Origin of the sequence: Sphingomonas sp. ABOLE (genome assembly GCF_003950455.1) — a bacterium.
Classification (GTDB): Bacteria; Pseudomonadota; Alphaproteobacteria; order Sphingomonadales; family Sphingomonadaceae; genus Sphingomonas; species Sphingomonas trueperi.
The window spans coordinates 19129-32409 of the sequence record NZ_QQWY01000022.1 but is presented as its reverse complement, the minus strand read 5'-3'; the positions used below and the strand labels follow the sequence as shown (position 1 = coordinate 32409).

The following is a 13281-nucleotide window of genomic DNA, read 5'->3' as shown; positions in this document are numbered from 1 at the left end:
ACGGGAAACTACCTGCCGCCGGGCATCTGGGGTGCGCCCGGCGGCAGTTCGGTCAGCGGGCGAAGGTCGCCTGGCCCGTGACCGGAGCGGAGACGACCGGCGCGTCGGTCGCAGCGTTCGGCGTGATGGTGCCGGCCTTGGGCTGCACCTTGCCGCCGGGCTGCGCCATCTGGGTACCGGCGATCACCACCTTGTCCTGGGGCGCTAGCCCGGAGCGGACGATGCGGAGGCCGTCGACCACCGGGCCGAGCACCACCGGCTTGGGCACCACGGTACCGTCGGCGCCGACGGTGAGCACCAGCTTGCGCGCCTGGTCGGTCTGGATCGCGGCATCGGGCACCAGCAGCGCCTGCGCCTTGCCGCCGGCGGCGAGCCGCATGTTGCCGAACATCCCCGGCGTCAGGAACATGTCCTTGTTCGACAGCACCGCGCGGCCGCGGATCGTGCCGGACTTGGGATCGAGCCCGTTGTCGGTGAAGTCGATCTGGCCCTTCCAGCGATAATCGCCTTCGTCCTGCAGCCGGATCTCGACCGGGCTGGCGGAAGATCCCGCCGCACGCTTGGCCTTGAGGAACAGGGCCTCCGAGCCGTCGAAGGTGAAGTAGATCGGATCGAGCGCGTTGATCGTGGTGAGGAGCGTACCCCCCTGCCCTTCCCCGGCGGCGACCAGATTGCCGGGATCGACGCGGCGATCGGAGATGCGGCCCGAAATCGGCGCGCGCACCTGGGTGAACTCGACGTCGAGCGCACGCGCACGGACGCGGGCCTCCGCCGCGGCGACAGCGGCAGTGGCCGCGCGGACGCGGGCCTGGAGACGTTCGACATCGCTCTTCGACACGGCTTCGACGCTCACTAGCCGCTGCGCGCGGTCGAGGTCGGAGCGGGCGAGCGCCAGATCGCTCTGCGCGCTCGCCACGCCCGCCTTGGCTTCGGCCAGCGCGGCGGTGAACGGACGCGGATCGATGGTGAAGAGGAGCTGGCCCTGCTTCACCACCATGCCGTCCTTGAAGTGGATCGCGGTGACGGCGCCCGAGACGCGCGGCCGCACCTCGACGGTGCGGCTCGCCTCGAAGCGGCCGACATATTCGTCCCACTCATTCACTTCGCGGGCGAGCGGGGTGGCAACGGTAACGACGGGTGCGGCCGGCGCAGCGACGGCAGGCGCATTGCGCCCGCTCAGGCTGAAGCCGGCGGCGACCACGCCCACCGGCACGACGACCAGGGCCGCCTTCTGCCAGGTGCGCAGGCGCTTGGGGCGGCGTTCTGCCACCGCTTCGCCCTCAATGGGCGCGTGCATATTCATGTTGGTTCCCCTGATTCATCGCCGCGCGACCACGGCTGATGCTGGTGAGCAGCGTCTCCAGCTGACCGGGCGTGTAGCCGGCCGCGTGGAAGCGCTGGATTTCGGACTGGGGCACGCGGAAGCCGCGGTGCCAAGCAAGGACGGCGATGCGGCGCAGCGCCTCAAGCTTGGGGTCGGCCAGGCGCGGGTTGCCGCGCTCGCCGCCGAAGATCACGCCGAGCGCGATCGAAAGGCGGCTCGGGGCCTCCAGCGAGGACAGGCGATCGCGCTGGGCGATCGCGACGACCTGCCATTCGAGCGCGCTCAGCCTGGTTTCCTCGCGCGGCGTGGCGAGGAAGGCTGGGAGCGCGGCGGCGTTGCCGGCCATGTCGGTGAGATCGAGATATGCCATGTCATTCTCCCTCGGTTGCGCCGGCGGGGAGCAAGGCTCCGCCCTCCCGAAAAGCGCCTGTCGCGATTCCGGATGCCGGGATGAATTCTTCTGGTCGTGCGCCATGGTCCGCAGCGATGCCTCGCCGCGCCCCACTGCCGGAAGGCAGCGCCCGTTACGTCGTTGCTATGGAAGGATCGAGCCTAGGGCTCACCCCGTTTCTTGCGTGCAAGCTGGCGCATGTCCGCGTCTCCGTCTGCCCGCGCCCCGATGGGGCGGCGGATCACTTTCTATACCATCCGGTATATAAGTCGCGCTGCGGTGCGTCAACAGCCTTTTTATACCGGCCGGTATTTTTCGGAGCAAGAGCGATTTTCGAGTGCGAAACGTTTTCTTTTCACGTCGCTGCCCCACGGCCTGCTGGGCCCATCGCGATGCGGGCGAGGCGCGTCCAAGACCGTCGCGCTCGCGGATCAGCTTGCCTCGGAAGTAGGGGAAGGCACCGCGGCCATAGCCTGGTCTCGCAGCAGCACGGGGGAACCGGCGTCGGGCCGGCTGTTCCCGAAGGCCCGGTCTAGCGAAGGGCCGGCTTCAGCGCGCCGGCCACATCGACAGGCTGGTCTGCACGAGCCGCTCGAGATCGGCACAGCTGGTGCCCGCGCCGCCCTGCAGCGCGATGCCCTGGATCAGCGCGATGATATAGGAGGTAAGCCCCTCCGGATCGGCATGCGGCGGAAGATCGTCTTCGGCCTTGGCGCGCTCGAACCGCTCGACGATCGCGCGCTTGGCGGCCTCGCCCCGCTTGAGCACTTCCTCGCGGATCGACTCGGCCTCGGCGCCGCATGCCACCGAATTGATCACGCCCATGCAGCCCTTGGGATCGCTGGTATCCCGCTGACGCTCCAGCGCCCCGCGCAGCAGCGCTTCCGCCACGCCGCGCGCGGTCGGCGCTTCCAGCGCCCGGCCGATATAGCACATCTTCTCGCGCTCGTAGAGCTCCAGCGCCTTGCAGAACAAGGATTCCTTGTTGCCGAACGCCGCATAGAGGCTGGGGCGGGTGATGCCCATCGCCTCGGTCAGGTCGGTCAGCGAGGCACCTTCATAGCCCTTGGTCCAGAAGATGCGGAGCGCCGCCGTCAACGCCTCGTCGACGTCGAACTCACGGGGGCGACCCTTGGCTACGGTACAGGCAGCGGTTTTCATAACGAGCGGTATATAACCCCGACGACGGCCGATTGCCAGTACGCGTATTTCCGCGCGCCGCAAAGGGTGCAAGCGCCGGGTGGCGACAGCTGCGCCGCCACCCGGCAGCGCATTACGGACGAACGCCGCGCACGCCGTTGAGTACCGCGAGCGCCGCGATGCCGAGAAACGCGGCGCTGGTCCAGGGCCGCGCCTTGGCGAAGCTCTTGGCCTTTTCGGTGATCGGGGCGTCACCCGAGAAATGGGCGCGGATGTCGTCGGTCAGCGCGGTCTTGCCGTTCGACACGGTCTTGGCGGCGTCGGTGGTCGCTTCGGTCATGCGTCGTCTCCGTGGTTGGGGGCGCAGTGCCCCGCACCCGCCCTCAACGCCCGCGACCGCCCGGGTTTCCGTACAAAACAAAGGTCCCGGCCTTGCGACCGGGACCAGGAGATCGTCGGGGGGACGAACGGGTCAGAAGTTGAGGCGCACGCCGATGCGATAGGTGCGGCCGATCGTGTCGTAGAGCGCCGGGTTGACGTCGAGACCGGTGTTGGTCTGCGGCGCGGGGACCGGATCGACGTTGAACAGATTGTCGACCTTGAAATAGCCCTCCAGCCCGCGGGTGACCTTGTAGGAGCCGCCGACGTCCACGTAGAAGGCGCCGGGCATGAAGTTGCGGCTGATCGTCGGGTTGTTGCCGGTCGAGACCGGGCAGCCGCTCTGGCACTCGACATATTGGTTGCCGAAATTGCCGTCGGAGAACCAGCGCTCCTGCACCAGCAGGCTGAACGTGTCGGTGTCGTAGGTCTGGATCGCCAGCCACTTCCAGTCGGGCGTCGCGCCGTTGTTGGCACCGGCATTGTCCACCGTCGCCACCCCGGCGATGCCGGCGCGGACGAGGAACTCCTGCACATGGGTGCCCAGCGCGCGGACGGTGAAGTTGCCCGGCAGCCCCAGCGGGCGCTGCCAGCGATAGCTCGCCTCGATGTCGAAGCCGCTGGTCTTCCAGCTCGCCAGGTTGAACGGCTGGACGTTGATGAAATTGCCGCCCTGGGTCGGGCTGTTGAGCACGAAGCCGCCGCAGAAGGCCTGGTTGCCCTCGAAGCAGAAGCGGACGATCTGGTCGGGCGACAGCGTCGAGACGACCCCGCTCAGCTTGATCGTGTAATAGTCGAACGACAGGCTCAGCCCCGGCAGCCAGGTCGGGTTGGCGAGCGTGATGCCGACTTCGGTGTTGCGCGCGATTTCGGGCTTGAGGTTGGGGTTGCCCACGGTGTTCTGGAACGCCTGCACGGCGACGTTGCGGAACGGATCGTTGAAGTTCGGCAGCGTGGTGACGGTGGGCGCGGCGAACAGCTCGGACAAGTTCGGCGCACGCACGTCGCGCGAAGTGACCGCGCGCAGGCGGATGCCGTCGATCGGAGTCGACCAGGTGCCGCCGACCTTCCACGCCCAGACCGAGCCCGAGGTGCTGTAATGGGTGTAGCGCGCGGCCGCGTTCAGATTGGCGCGACCGAGGCTCTCGCTGTCGAGCAGCGGCAGGTTGGTTTCCGCCGAGAACTCGTAGACATTGTACTTGCCGCCGCCATTCTTGTAGTTGCCCGCGGCCCAGTTGCTGCCCTGCGCCTGGTTGAGCAGCGGGTCCACGGGATAGGCGGCGCTGTTGGGGCTGGTCGCGCCCGCGCCATAGGGATCGGCGTTCACCCGGTAGAATTCGCGGCGATACTCGCCGCCGATCGCCAGGCTGAGCGGACCCGCCCAGAGGTCGATCAGATTGCCCGAGATATTGGCGCTCACCACGTCCTGGGTCAGCTTGGTGTGCTGGAACGGGCCGTTGGCCGGAGCGACATAGGCCAGCGCCGAGGCGGAGGGCGCGAAGCCGCCGAACACGTTGATCGGCTGGCAGCCCGCCGCGCGCGCCACCGGATCGGCGCAGACGATCGCGCCGTTGAGCGCGATCGCGTTGGTCGCCGCGACATAGCGGTTCTGCAGCACGATGTCCTGGACGTTGATGTCCGCGATCGTCTCACCATGCTCGTAATAGGCGTCATAGTTCCACTCGCCGCCGGCGGCCGAGAACTTGCCCTTGGCGCCGAGCACGCCGCGATACTGGCGACGATCGGTATAGACCTGGGGATCGGGGAAGGCGCCGTTGCTGGTGCCGAAGTTGAACTGGGTGATCCCCGCCGTCGCGCAGCGATCGCGCACCAGCTGCGGCAGATAGGGGTTGGAACACTGCACGGTCAGGTTCGGGCGGTTATAGCCCGGGCTCGGCTGGTTGTTGGTCTTGACCTGGCCGATGTTCAGCGTGCCGTAGAATTCGTTGCCCGGCGCGAAATCATAGCCGATCCGCGTATAGCCGACGACGCGCTGCAGCTTGGAGACGAGCGACGCGCCCGACCCCGGCGCGCCGGTGAGGTCGCCGCCGACGCAGAAGCTGTTGCCCGGATAGCAGTTGCTCACCCGGCCGTTGCCGAGCGGCTGGCCGCCCGAGCCATACTGGAAGTTGTACGGGTTGCCGGCGGCATCGAAGGCGATGCCCTGGAGCGGGCCGTTGTTGATCAGGCCATAGCGGGCGTACTGATAGGGCTGGGCATAATCGCTGTAGACGAACTGCGGCGATCCGCCGGTGGTGACGCCGGTGTTGAGCAGCGTCGTCGCCTTGTACCAGTCGCGGCTGCGGGCGAGATCGGTGCCGAAGTCGCCGGGGCCTACGCCGCCGTCATGGGCATATTCGCCGCTGACGATCAGGTGCAGCCTGTCGCCGGCGAACGATCCGCCCCAGGCCCCCTGCGCCAGGATCTGCTTGTTGTCGCCATAGGTGGTGATGCCGCCCAGCACATTGGCCTTGAAGCCGGTGAAGCGGGTGTCGGTGATGAAGTTGACCACGCCGCCGACCGCGTCCGAGCCATAGGTGGCCGAGGCGCCGCCATTGACCACGTCGACGCGCTTGACCAGCAGCTGCGGGAACAGGCTGATGTCCGGCACGCCGCTGACGTTCGCGGCGGCGACTCGCTGGCCGTCGAGCAGAGTCAGCGTGCGGATCGGCTGGAGGCCGCGCAGCGAGAAGGAGCTGAGCCCCTGGGTGCCGCTCGAGGTGCTGAAGGTGCCGGTCGCCGCACCCGTCGAGCCCTGGAGCGATGGCAGCTGGGCGATGGTGTTGAACAGGTTCGGCTGCGCGTTGGCGGCGATCTGCTCGGCGCCGATCACCGTGGTCGGCGTCGGGGCGGTGAAGCCGCTGGCAATGATGCGCGAGCCGGTGACGACGATCTGGTCGTTCTGGTCGGTCTGGGCGGCCGTATCCGCCTGCGGCACTTCGGCGGCGGGCGCCGGTTCGGTCGTGCTGGTCTGGGCATGCGCCGCATTCGCCCATCCCATGGCCGCGAGCGCGATAAGGCTCGCGCCGCCAAGGCGCAGCTGCGATGTGAGAATGGCTTTCATGCGACGAACCCCTCCAATGTTTTCCGGGCGTTATCTGACCCGTGTCGATACTGTTGCGACGCTAGACCTGCCCAGGCTCGCAGGCATCTACGACATAGGTGGTAGACGCGGCCGTTCAGGGCCGCGTGGCGTACAGCGCATGGTGGGTAAGGATGAACAGGGTGCGCTTGTCCGCGCCGCCGAACAGGATCTGGAGCGGCCGTTCGGGCACGTCGATCCGGCCGACCTCCTTGCCGTCCGCGCCATAGACGAACACCTGCCCGTTCGCGACATAGACCCGCCCGTCCGGCGCCACCGCCACGCTCTCGCCGCCCCGGTTGGCGAAGGGCTTGAGGTTGGTGAGCGTGCCCGATGGCCCGACCGTCCCGGTATAGGTGATGTTCTCCGATCCGTTGGTAACGAACACCCGCTCGCCTTGCTTGCCGCTAATCAGGCCGTTGGCGTTGAGCGCGTGCGACCAGCGCCAGCCGACATGGTCGATCGGTCCCTGCTGCCACACCCGGAAGGCGGGCAGCGCGACGCTGCCGTCCGGCGAGACATATGCCCGCGTCTTGGGCTCCATCGCTTCCTTGGCGAACAACTCGGCCATGGTGGTGAACTGGTAGGTCTGCTGGTTCAGCTGGTCGCGGAATTCGCCGTTCGCCCACCAGTTGACCGGCAGCAGCGTCTTGGCCCCCGCCCCCGCGCCGATCGGCGTCGGTTCGATGCGGGTCAGCTGGTCGCGCGGGCCGTCCGGATCGATCGAATAGACCGCGCCCTTGGGCCCCAGCGACGACAGCACCAGCAGATGCCCCGAGGCGTCGACCGCGAGGTTCACCGGATCGAGCGCATGATCGCGGATAATTTCCAGCCCCTTGGCCTCGGTCCAGCGCTGGATCCGCTGGAAGCGGCGATCGATGAAGTAGAGCCGGCCCTGCGGATCCACCGCCGCGCCCGAGATCGAGTAGAAGCCGTCCTCCAGCTTCTCGACCTTGCCCGATGCGGGCTTCTCCGCCACCTGCCGCTCGGTCGCGCCCACGTCCAGCCGCGCGAACTCGCGCTCGCGGACCAGTTTCTTGCCCGTCACGTCCTCGATCGCATTGTCGAACGGATATTTGCTGACGCGCAGGAAGGTGCCGCAGCCCTCGTCGTCGCACGCCGCATAGCCGCTCTCGGCATTCACATGGACGTTGCGGAAGCGAATGTCCGAGGAATTGAACAGCTTCACCGCGCTCTTCGCCGGGTGGTAGCTGCGAGTGACGCGGTAGCCATGATAGTTGGCGAACAAGAGATTGCGCGAGTTGCGGATCTCGAGCGAGACGGCATCGGGGCCGTCGCCGACTTCCTGCTCGGTCTGGGGCGCCAGGAACTCCCAGTTCTGGACGTTGTCGAGCACGAACTCGTTGCGGACATGGTGCTCGACCGACATCTCGTACACATGGCCCGGCGTGCTGGTGTTGGTGACGTAGAAGCCGGCCTGGGCGAAAGTGTTGGGGCTCCACACATCGGTGAAGGTGCCGCCGCCATTGTCGGTCACCCAGATGCTCGGATATTGCGCGTCCCACCGCCCCTCGGCCACCGGATCGCCGGTGCGGCCCTGCAGGCTGCCGAGCGGCTTGCCGTCGGCGGTGGGGGTGCCGCCGCCGCCCATGATCTTGACGTCCTGCATCAGGCTGTTCGCCCCCGAGCGCCAAAGCACCGCCGAAGCGCGCGGGTTCACCCGCCCGGTGAACAGGCCGAGGCCCGAGAGAATATTGTCGCCTCCCTGCGGCGTCTCGAGGATCGGAATCACGGTGCCGAGCCCGCGATGCGCCGGGTTGTCGTCGGGGATGTAGAGCTGGGTGGTCGCCGGGTGCAGGCCGATCAGCACGCTATCGGGGCGCAGCTTGAGCCGGTCGGTCACCTTGTAGAAGCCCACGGGCAGATAGAGCACGCGGTTGCCGTCGATCGCCTTTTGCAGCGCGGCGGTGTCGTCGGTGGTGCCGTCGCCCTTCACCCCCAGCGTGCGGACATTGACCCACTCGGCCATCGGCGGCAGCGCGCGCACCGCCAGTGCCGGGCGCGCCGGCGCGCTCGCCAGCGGCTGGATTTCCGCCTGGAGGTCGGTCTTCCCCATCTCGCCCAGCTTCGGCACCTTGAGGCCATAGGAGAAGGCGCCGACGCGGTACGCCCTGCCCTTCCCGGCCACGGTCTTGCCGCTGTCGCGGAAGCGGGCGAAAATTGGGCTGTCGATCGCTACCGCATTGTCGAAGCCGACTTGCGTGAAGGCGCTGTCCTCGTTGGAGATCACCACCGCCGCCTTGGACACGCGCTCGAACCGCACGTCCTTGCCCCACAGCGAGTCCGAATAGCCGCGGTCGATCTCGATCCCCACCGGCGTGTCGCGGATCGCGACGTTGACCAGCGTCAGGTCCACCTCATGCTCGCGGATCGCCGCCTCGCGCTGGCCGTCGAACTGCGCGTCGATCAGCGTGAACTGCCAGGCGGGGGAAGTCTTTTCGGTGACGATGCCGTAGCGGCCGCCCTTGAAGGCGACCTTCTCGATCACGTTGCCGGCCTGGTAGACCCCGGCAAAGGCGCTGCCCAGGCGGAACTCCATGTGGCTGAGGAACGCATGCTGCGCCATGCGGAAGCGCACGCCCGCCGCCGCCGGATTGCCTTCCGCGATCTCGATGTCGACATTGCTCATCGAGGAATAGAAGGTGCCCGAATTGGCATCGCGGACGATCTTCTCGCGCGGCACGATGTTGGGGACCGGCACCGGCACCTTGCCCACGGCGTACTGGTCGTCGCCGCCGAACACGATCATCGTCGAGACGCCCTGCTGGAAGCCGGGTGTGCTGGCGCCGAGCAGGATCGTCGGCCGTGTCGGCCCGACGCCGTAGACGCGCACGCCTGCCGGCACGACCAATGTCCGGCTGATCCGGTAGCGGCCCGAGGGGAGAAAGACGATGCCGTGGCGGCTGGCGTCGCGCGCCTCGTCGAGCGCCTTCTGGATCGCCGCCGTGTCGTCGGTCTTGCCGTCGCCGCGCGCCTTCACCGTCACGGCACGGGGTTCGTCCGGGGCGGTGGGGAACACCGAGGCATGTTGCGCCACCGCAGGCGCGGTGAGCGAGGTCGCGACGAGCAGACCGGCCAGGAAGCAGCGCATATCCATCCCCATATTGAGCTTAGTTCTTGATTGCATGGGCTAACCCGTTGAAGGGCTGGCGGCATCTGCGACCAAGGTCGTAGTTTTCAGCATCGCTGCAGCCTTTCACAAGCGAGGCTGCCTTTCGTGTCCGGAGCCTTGCCCATGTCCGACCTGCCTGCCCGATCGCCTGCCGCTGCGGCCGTGATCGTGATGGGGGTCAGCGGCTCGGGCAAGTCGACGCTCGGTGCGCTGCTCGCCGAGTCGCTGGGCTGCGTGTTTCTGGAGGGCGATGCGTTTCACTCCGCCGAGGCGGTGGTGAAGATGCGCGATGGCACGCCCCTCACCGATGCCGATCGCTGGCCTTGGCTCGACCGGATCGGATCGGCGGCGGCCGCGTCGATCGACACCTGCGGTGTCTCGGTCGCCGCCTGCTCGGCGCTGCGGCGGGTCTATCGCGACCGGCTGCGCGCCGAGATCCCCGGCGCGGTGCAGTTCGTGCTGTTGGAGGCAGACCGCGCGCAGCTCCTCGCCCGCATGTCGTCGCGCCCGGGCCATTTCATGCCGACCAGCCTGCTCGACAGCCAGCTGGCGACGCTGGAGCGCCCGCAGCCCGACGAAAGCGTACTGATCCTGCCCGCGACCCTGCCGCCCGCAGCGCTACGCGACCGCGTCCTCGCCTATCTGGAGCAGCCCGCGCTCAGGGCATGAGCCGGCGACGCCCCTCCCCCAGATGCCAGCGCATCGCCAATGCGGCACGCTCGGGATCCTGGGCGCGGATCGAATCGACGATCACCTCATGCTCGTGGAGCATCACCGCGATGACATCCGCCGAGCGCGACCGGGAGATGTCGACGCCCGCCTGCATCACCTTCTCCACGTCCGGCCAGAGCGCGTCGAACGCCTGCTGGAAGGCGAGATTGCCGGTGGCATCCGCGATCGCGCGGTGGAGTTCGCGGTCCTCGACATGGGCAGGCGCGCTGGAGAGCAGCGCCGCGCGCAGGTCCGCTAGCGCGGTTTCCAGCACCGCCATCTGCTCGGCGGTGCGGCGGACGGCAGCGAGCCGCGCGGCTTCGGTTTCCAGCACGAAACGCACTTCGTAGCTGCCCAGCGTCGCTGGAAGCTCGGCGAGCGGCATGAACGCCGCCAGTCGCTCCGACGGGCGCCCCTTCACGAACGAGCCCGCACCGCGCCGCACTTCGGTGATCCCGTCCGAGCCGAGCCGCACCAGCGCCTCCCGGACGATCGCGCGCGACACGCCGCACATCTCCGCCAGCCGCGCCTCGGAGGGCAGCCGTGCGCCGACCTCGAGATCCTCCGCCTTGATGAGTTCGACGATCGCCGCATAGGCGTGATCGGATAGTCGCGGCTGGCTCACCGCCCCGCGCTCCGGGCCCCTGCAACCGCCATGCTCCTCCCCATCGCCTGCCGCATGTCGGCGGTAACTTATCGGACAGGTTCTAGCCATGGGCAGCCGAAATTGCCAGCCGAAACGATCGCCTTCGCCCGATGGCGCAATTTTGCACTTGAACCTGTCCTACAAGTTCGCCTACGTTAACGTTAACGAATCTGGAGGCACAGCCTCACAAAAACGGATCGGTTGGGAGGATGGGCATGCAAGCCGCAACTCAAGCACAGCAGGTTGAACGCATCGGCGCCGAGCCTTCGGCACCCCCGCGCCTGACGCCCACGCAGATGCAGGTGCTGCGCTGCGTCCATTCGGGTCTGCTCAACAAGCAGATCGCCTATGAGCTCGGCATGGCCGAAGCGACGGTGAAGGTCCACATGACCGCGGTGATGCGCAAGCTCAACGTCCGCAACCGCACCCAGGCAGCGATCGCCGCCGGTCAGTTCGGCTGGTCGCACGGCTGAGCCCAGCTCAGGCCGAGAGCAGGCGGCGCTCCAGCAGCGCCTGGAAGTCGCGGCGCCCGTCGGCAATCAGGAACACGAACACGTGATCGACGATCACGCGGTAGATGAGCCGATAGGGGGGCGCCACCAACTGGCGGAATTCGCGAATTCCCAGCGCGTCGAGTTCGACCGGCACGCTGCCGCGATCGGGAAAGGCTTCGAGGCTGTCCACCTTCGCCAGCATCGCCTCGAGAAAGGCCTCGGCCTGTTCGGGAGAACGATTGGCGGCGATCCAGCCATGGATCTCGGCCAAATCGGTTTCCGCGCCGTCGGTGAGGTAGACCGTATAGCGTCCGCTCATGCGGCGTTGTCGGCCCTGCCCTCGCGCAGCCGGGCAATGGCATCCCGCGCGGGCGTGAAGCGGCCTGCTTCCACGTCCCGCGTGCCCAGCGCCATCAGCTTGAGCAGCGCCAGCGTTTCCTGGGTCGCCTCATAGCTTGCCACGTCCTGCAGCACGGCGCGCGCCTCGCCATTCTGCGTGATCACCAGCGGCGCGCCGCCCGCCGCCAGCCCGCGCAACACGTCCGCAGCATTGGCCTTCAAATAGCTGACAGGTTTGACCTGTTCGGTGTAGCGCATCTCGGTCTCCGACCCTTATTGACGTAATTTCAGACCATTATCGGTCTGAATATAGTCCTCATACGCTTTGATAACAATCGCGGGCCCCGATAGTTGCGCCGTTCTGGTGCCAATCTTGCCGGTTTGAACGAAATATGAGATATGTCGCATAACTCTCATTCAACCGCGCGGGGCGAGGCAAGAATGCATTCAGACATTGAACGGATCAGCGAGCTTGCCGATGCCGGCGAGCGCATGATCGAACGGTTGCGCCGCAAGGCGTTCTTACCGGAAAGCCGCAAGGGACTCTATGTCCGCTTCGGCATTGCCGAGGCGGCGCAGCTGCTCGGCTGCTCGACCAACCGCATCCGCATGGCCGAGGACGATGGGCGCCTTCCACCGCCGCCGCCGAGCGAAAACGGCCGGCGCCCCGGCTATACGGTGGAAGAACTGCTCAACATGCGGCAGGTGCTCGGCGCCTCCCCTGCCCGCGCGCCGCTCGACGTACCCGCGATCATCGCCGTGCAGAACTTCAAGGGCGGCGTCGGCAAGTCGACGGTCACGACCCATCTCGCCCATTATTTCGCGGTACAGGGCTACCGCGTGCTCGTGGTCGATTGCGACAGCCAGGCGACCACCACCACGCTGTTCGGGTTCAACCCGCATTTCAACATCACCCGCGAAGAGACGCTCTACCCCTATCTCTCGATCGACCCGACCCAGGCCGACCTGCTCTATGCGGTGAAGAAGACTCCGTGGCCGAACGTTGACCTGATCCCGTCGAACCTCGAATTGTTCGACGTCGAATATGAGCTGGCCGCGGCGGGCGCCGATGGCGGCTCGATCCTTGCCACGCGCTTCCGCAAGCTCAAGGCCGGGCTCAACGATCTCGCGCGCGACTATGACGTGGTGATCCTCGATCCCCCGCCCGCGCTCGGCACGATCAGCCTGGCGGTCATGCAGGCGGCGAACGCGCTGCTCGTGCCGCTGGCCGCCACCACGCCCGACTTCTGCTCCACCGTCCAGTTCCTGTCGATGATGGATCAGGTGCTCCACCAGCTGACCGAGGCAGGCATCGACGTCAGCTATGACTTCGTCCGGCTGATCTGCTCGAAGTTCGACGGCAACGATCCCAGCCATGCGATGGTCCGCCAGATCATGGAGCAGGCGTTCGGACCTGCGCTGCTGCCGGTGCCCATCCTCGAATCGGCCGAGATCAGCCATGCGGCGATGCGGATGATGACGATCTACGAGCTGGATCGCCCGATCGGCACCGCGCGCACCCACAAGCGGTGCAAGGCCAATCTCGACGAGGCGCTCGGCCAGGTCGAGGCGCTCGTCCGCCGCAACTGGGGCCGGGTCGCGCCGGCCAGCGAAGAGGATGTCGTCAATGAAGCGGCCTGAGC

General features: G+C 67.2%; 12 protein-coding genes. 3 read left to right on the top strand and 9 right to left on the bottom strand.

The window, feature by feature from the left end; all coding sequences use genetic code 11:
- Positions 1 to 52 precede the first annotated feature (52 nt).
- The 6 genes from CA234_RS14540 to CA234_RS14515 form a co-directional block, all read right to left on the bottom strand.
- Positions 53 to 1303 (bottom strand): efflux RND transporter periplasmic adaptor subunit, encoded by a 1251-nt coding sequence (locus tag CA234_RS14540; protein ID WP_206431203.1) that lies wholly within the window; start codon positions 1301 to 1303, stop codon positions 53 to 55.
- Complete coding sequence (locus tag CA234_RS14535; protein ID WP_126002033.1) at positions 1281 to 1694, bottom strand: hypothetical protein; 414 nt, start codon at positions 1692 to 1694, stop codon at positions 1281 to 1283. Before CA234_RS14535 ends, CA234_RS14540 begins: the two co-directional genes overlap by 23 nt.
- Before the next feature lie 570 nt (positions 1695 to 2264).
- On the bottom strand, positions 2265 to 2876 hold the full coding sequence (locus CA234_RS14530; protein WP_125975230.1) for a TetR/AcrR family transcriptional regulator: 612 nt from the start codon (positions 2874 to 2876) through the stop codon (positions 2265 to 2267).
- Between the two features lie 112 nt (positions 2877 to 2988).
- Positions 2989 to 3195 carry a hypothetical protein gene (locus CA234_RS14525; protein ID WP_125975232.1) on the bottom strand — a complete coding sequence of 69 codons (207 nt, stop codon included), beginning with the start codon at positions 3193 to 3195 and terminating at the stop codon, positions 2989 to 2991.
- A 132-nt stretch (positions 3196 to 3327) separates the two neighbouring features.
- Complete coding sequence (locus tag CA234_RS14520) at positions 3328 to 6297, bottom strand: TonB-dependent receptor (protein WP_125975234.1); 2970 nt, start codon at positions 6295 to 6297, stop codon at positions 3328 to 3330.
- Between the two features lie 115 nt (positions 6298 to 6412).
- Positions 6413 to 9433, bottom strand: coding sequence for a glycosyl hydrolase family 28-related protein (locus tag CA234_RS14515; RefSeq protein WP_125975236.1), 3021 nt, complete (start codon positions 9431 to 9433; stop codon positions 6413 to 6415).
- A 138-nt stretch (positions 9434 to 9571) separates the two neighbouring features.
- On the opposite strand from CA234_RS14515, the gene CA234_RS14510 reads away from it, so the two are divergent.
- Positions 9572 to 10117: a gluconokinase gene (locus CA234_RS14510; protein ID WP_241213517.1), complete on the top strand. Its 546-nt coding sequence runs from the start codon at positions 9572 to 9574 to the stop codon at positions 10115 to 10117.
- Here the strand turns inward: CA234_RS14510 and CA234_RS14505 are convergent.
- Positions 10107 to 10784, bottom strand: a complete 678-nt coding sequence (locus CA234_RS14505) for a FadR/GntR family transcriptional regulator (protein WP_125975240.1) — start codon at positions 10782 to 10784, stop codon at positions 10107 to 10109. The genes CA234_RS14510 and CA234_RS14505 overlap by 11 nt on opposite strands.
- A 236-nt stretch (positions 10785 to 11020) precedes the next feature.
- On the opposite strand from CA234_RS14505, the gene CA234_RS14500 reads away from it, so the two are divergent.
- Positions 11021 to 11278 carry a response regulator transcription factor gene (locus CA234_RS14500; RefSeq protein WP_241213516.1) on the top strand — a complete coding sequence of 86 codons (258 nt, stop codon included), beginning with the start codon at positions 11021 to 11023 and terminating at the stop codon, positions 11276 to 11278.
- A gap of 7 nt (positions 11279 to 11285) precedes the next feature.
- Here the strand turns inward: CA234_RS14500 and CA234_RS14495 are convergent, their stop codons facing one another.
- Positions 11286 to 11618 carry a type II toxin-antitoxin system RelE/ParE family toxin gene (locus tag CA234_RS14495; protein WP_126002032.1) on the bottom strand — a complete coding sequence of 111 codons (333 nt, stop codon included), beginning with the start codon at positions 11616 to 11618 and terminating at the stop codon, positions 11286 to 11288.
- Positions 11615 to 11896, bottom strand: coding sequence for a type II toxin-antitoxin system Phd/YefM family antitoxin (locus CA234_RS14490; protein WP_125975244.1), 282 nt, complete (start codon positions 11894 to 11896; stop codon positions 11615 to 11617). Before CA234_RS14490 ends, CA234_RS14495 begins: the two co-directional genes overlap by 4 nt.
- 183 nt (positions 11897 to 12079) lie before the next feature.
- Here CA234_RS14490 and CA234_RS14485 point away from each other — a divergent pair, with 183 nt between their 5' ends.
- Positions 12080 to 13279: an AAA family ATPase gene (locus CA234_RS14485; protein WP_125975246.1), complete on the top strand. Its 1200-nt coding sequence runs from the start codon at positions 12080 to 12082 to the stop codon at positions 13277 to 13279.
- Positions 13280 to 13281 lie beyond the last annotated feature (2 nt).

Coding starts and splice junctions, on each gene's coding strand:
- CA234_RS14500 (WP_241213516.1), top strand. CDS start 11,021: ATGCAAGCCGCAACTCAAGCACAGCAGGTTGAACGCATCGGCGCCGAG.
- CA234_RS14520 (WP_125975234.1), bottom strand. CDS start 6,297: ATGAAAGCCATTCTCACATCGCAGCTGCGCCTTGGCGGCGCGAGCCTT.
- CA234_RS14530 (WP_125975230.1), bottom strand. CDS start 2,876: ATGAAAACCGCTGCCTGTACCGTAGCCAAGGGTCGCCCCCGTGAGTTC.
- CA234_RS14485 (WP_125975246.1), top strand. CDS start 12,080: ATGCATTCAGACATTGAACGGATCAGCGAGCTTGCCGATGCCGGCGAG.
- CA234_RS14535 (WP_126002033.1), bottom strand. CDS start 1,694: ATGGCATATCTCGATCTCACCGACATGGCCGGCAACGCCGCCGCGCTC.
- CA234_RS14525 (WP_125975232.1), bottom strand. CDS start 3,195: ATGACCGAAGCGACCACCGACGCCGCCAAGACCGTGTCGAACGGCAAG.
- CA234_RS14495 (WP_126002032.1), bottom strand. CDS start 11,618: ATGAGCGGACGCTATACGGTCTACCTCACCGACGGCGCGGAAACCGAT.
- CA234_RS14490 (WP_125975244.1), bottom strand. CDS start 11,896: ATGCGCTACACCGAACAGGTCAAACCTGTCAGCTATTTGAAGGCCAAT.
- CA234_RS14510 (WP_241213517.1), top strand. CDS start 9,572: ATGTCCGACCTGCCTGCCCGATCGCCTGCCGCTGCGGCCGTGATCGTG.
- CA234_RS14515 (WP_125975236.1), bottom strand. CDS start 9,433: ATGGATATGCGCTGCTTCCTGGCCGGTCTGCTCGTCGCGACCTCGCTC.
- CA234_RS14540 (WP_206431203.1), bottom strand. CDS start 1,303: ATGAATATGCACGCGCCCATTGAGGGCGAAGCGGTGGCAGAACGCCGC.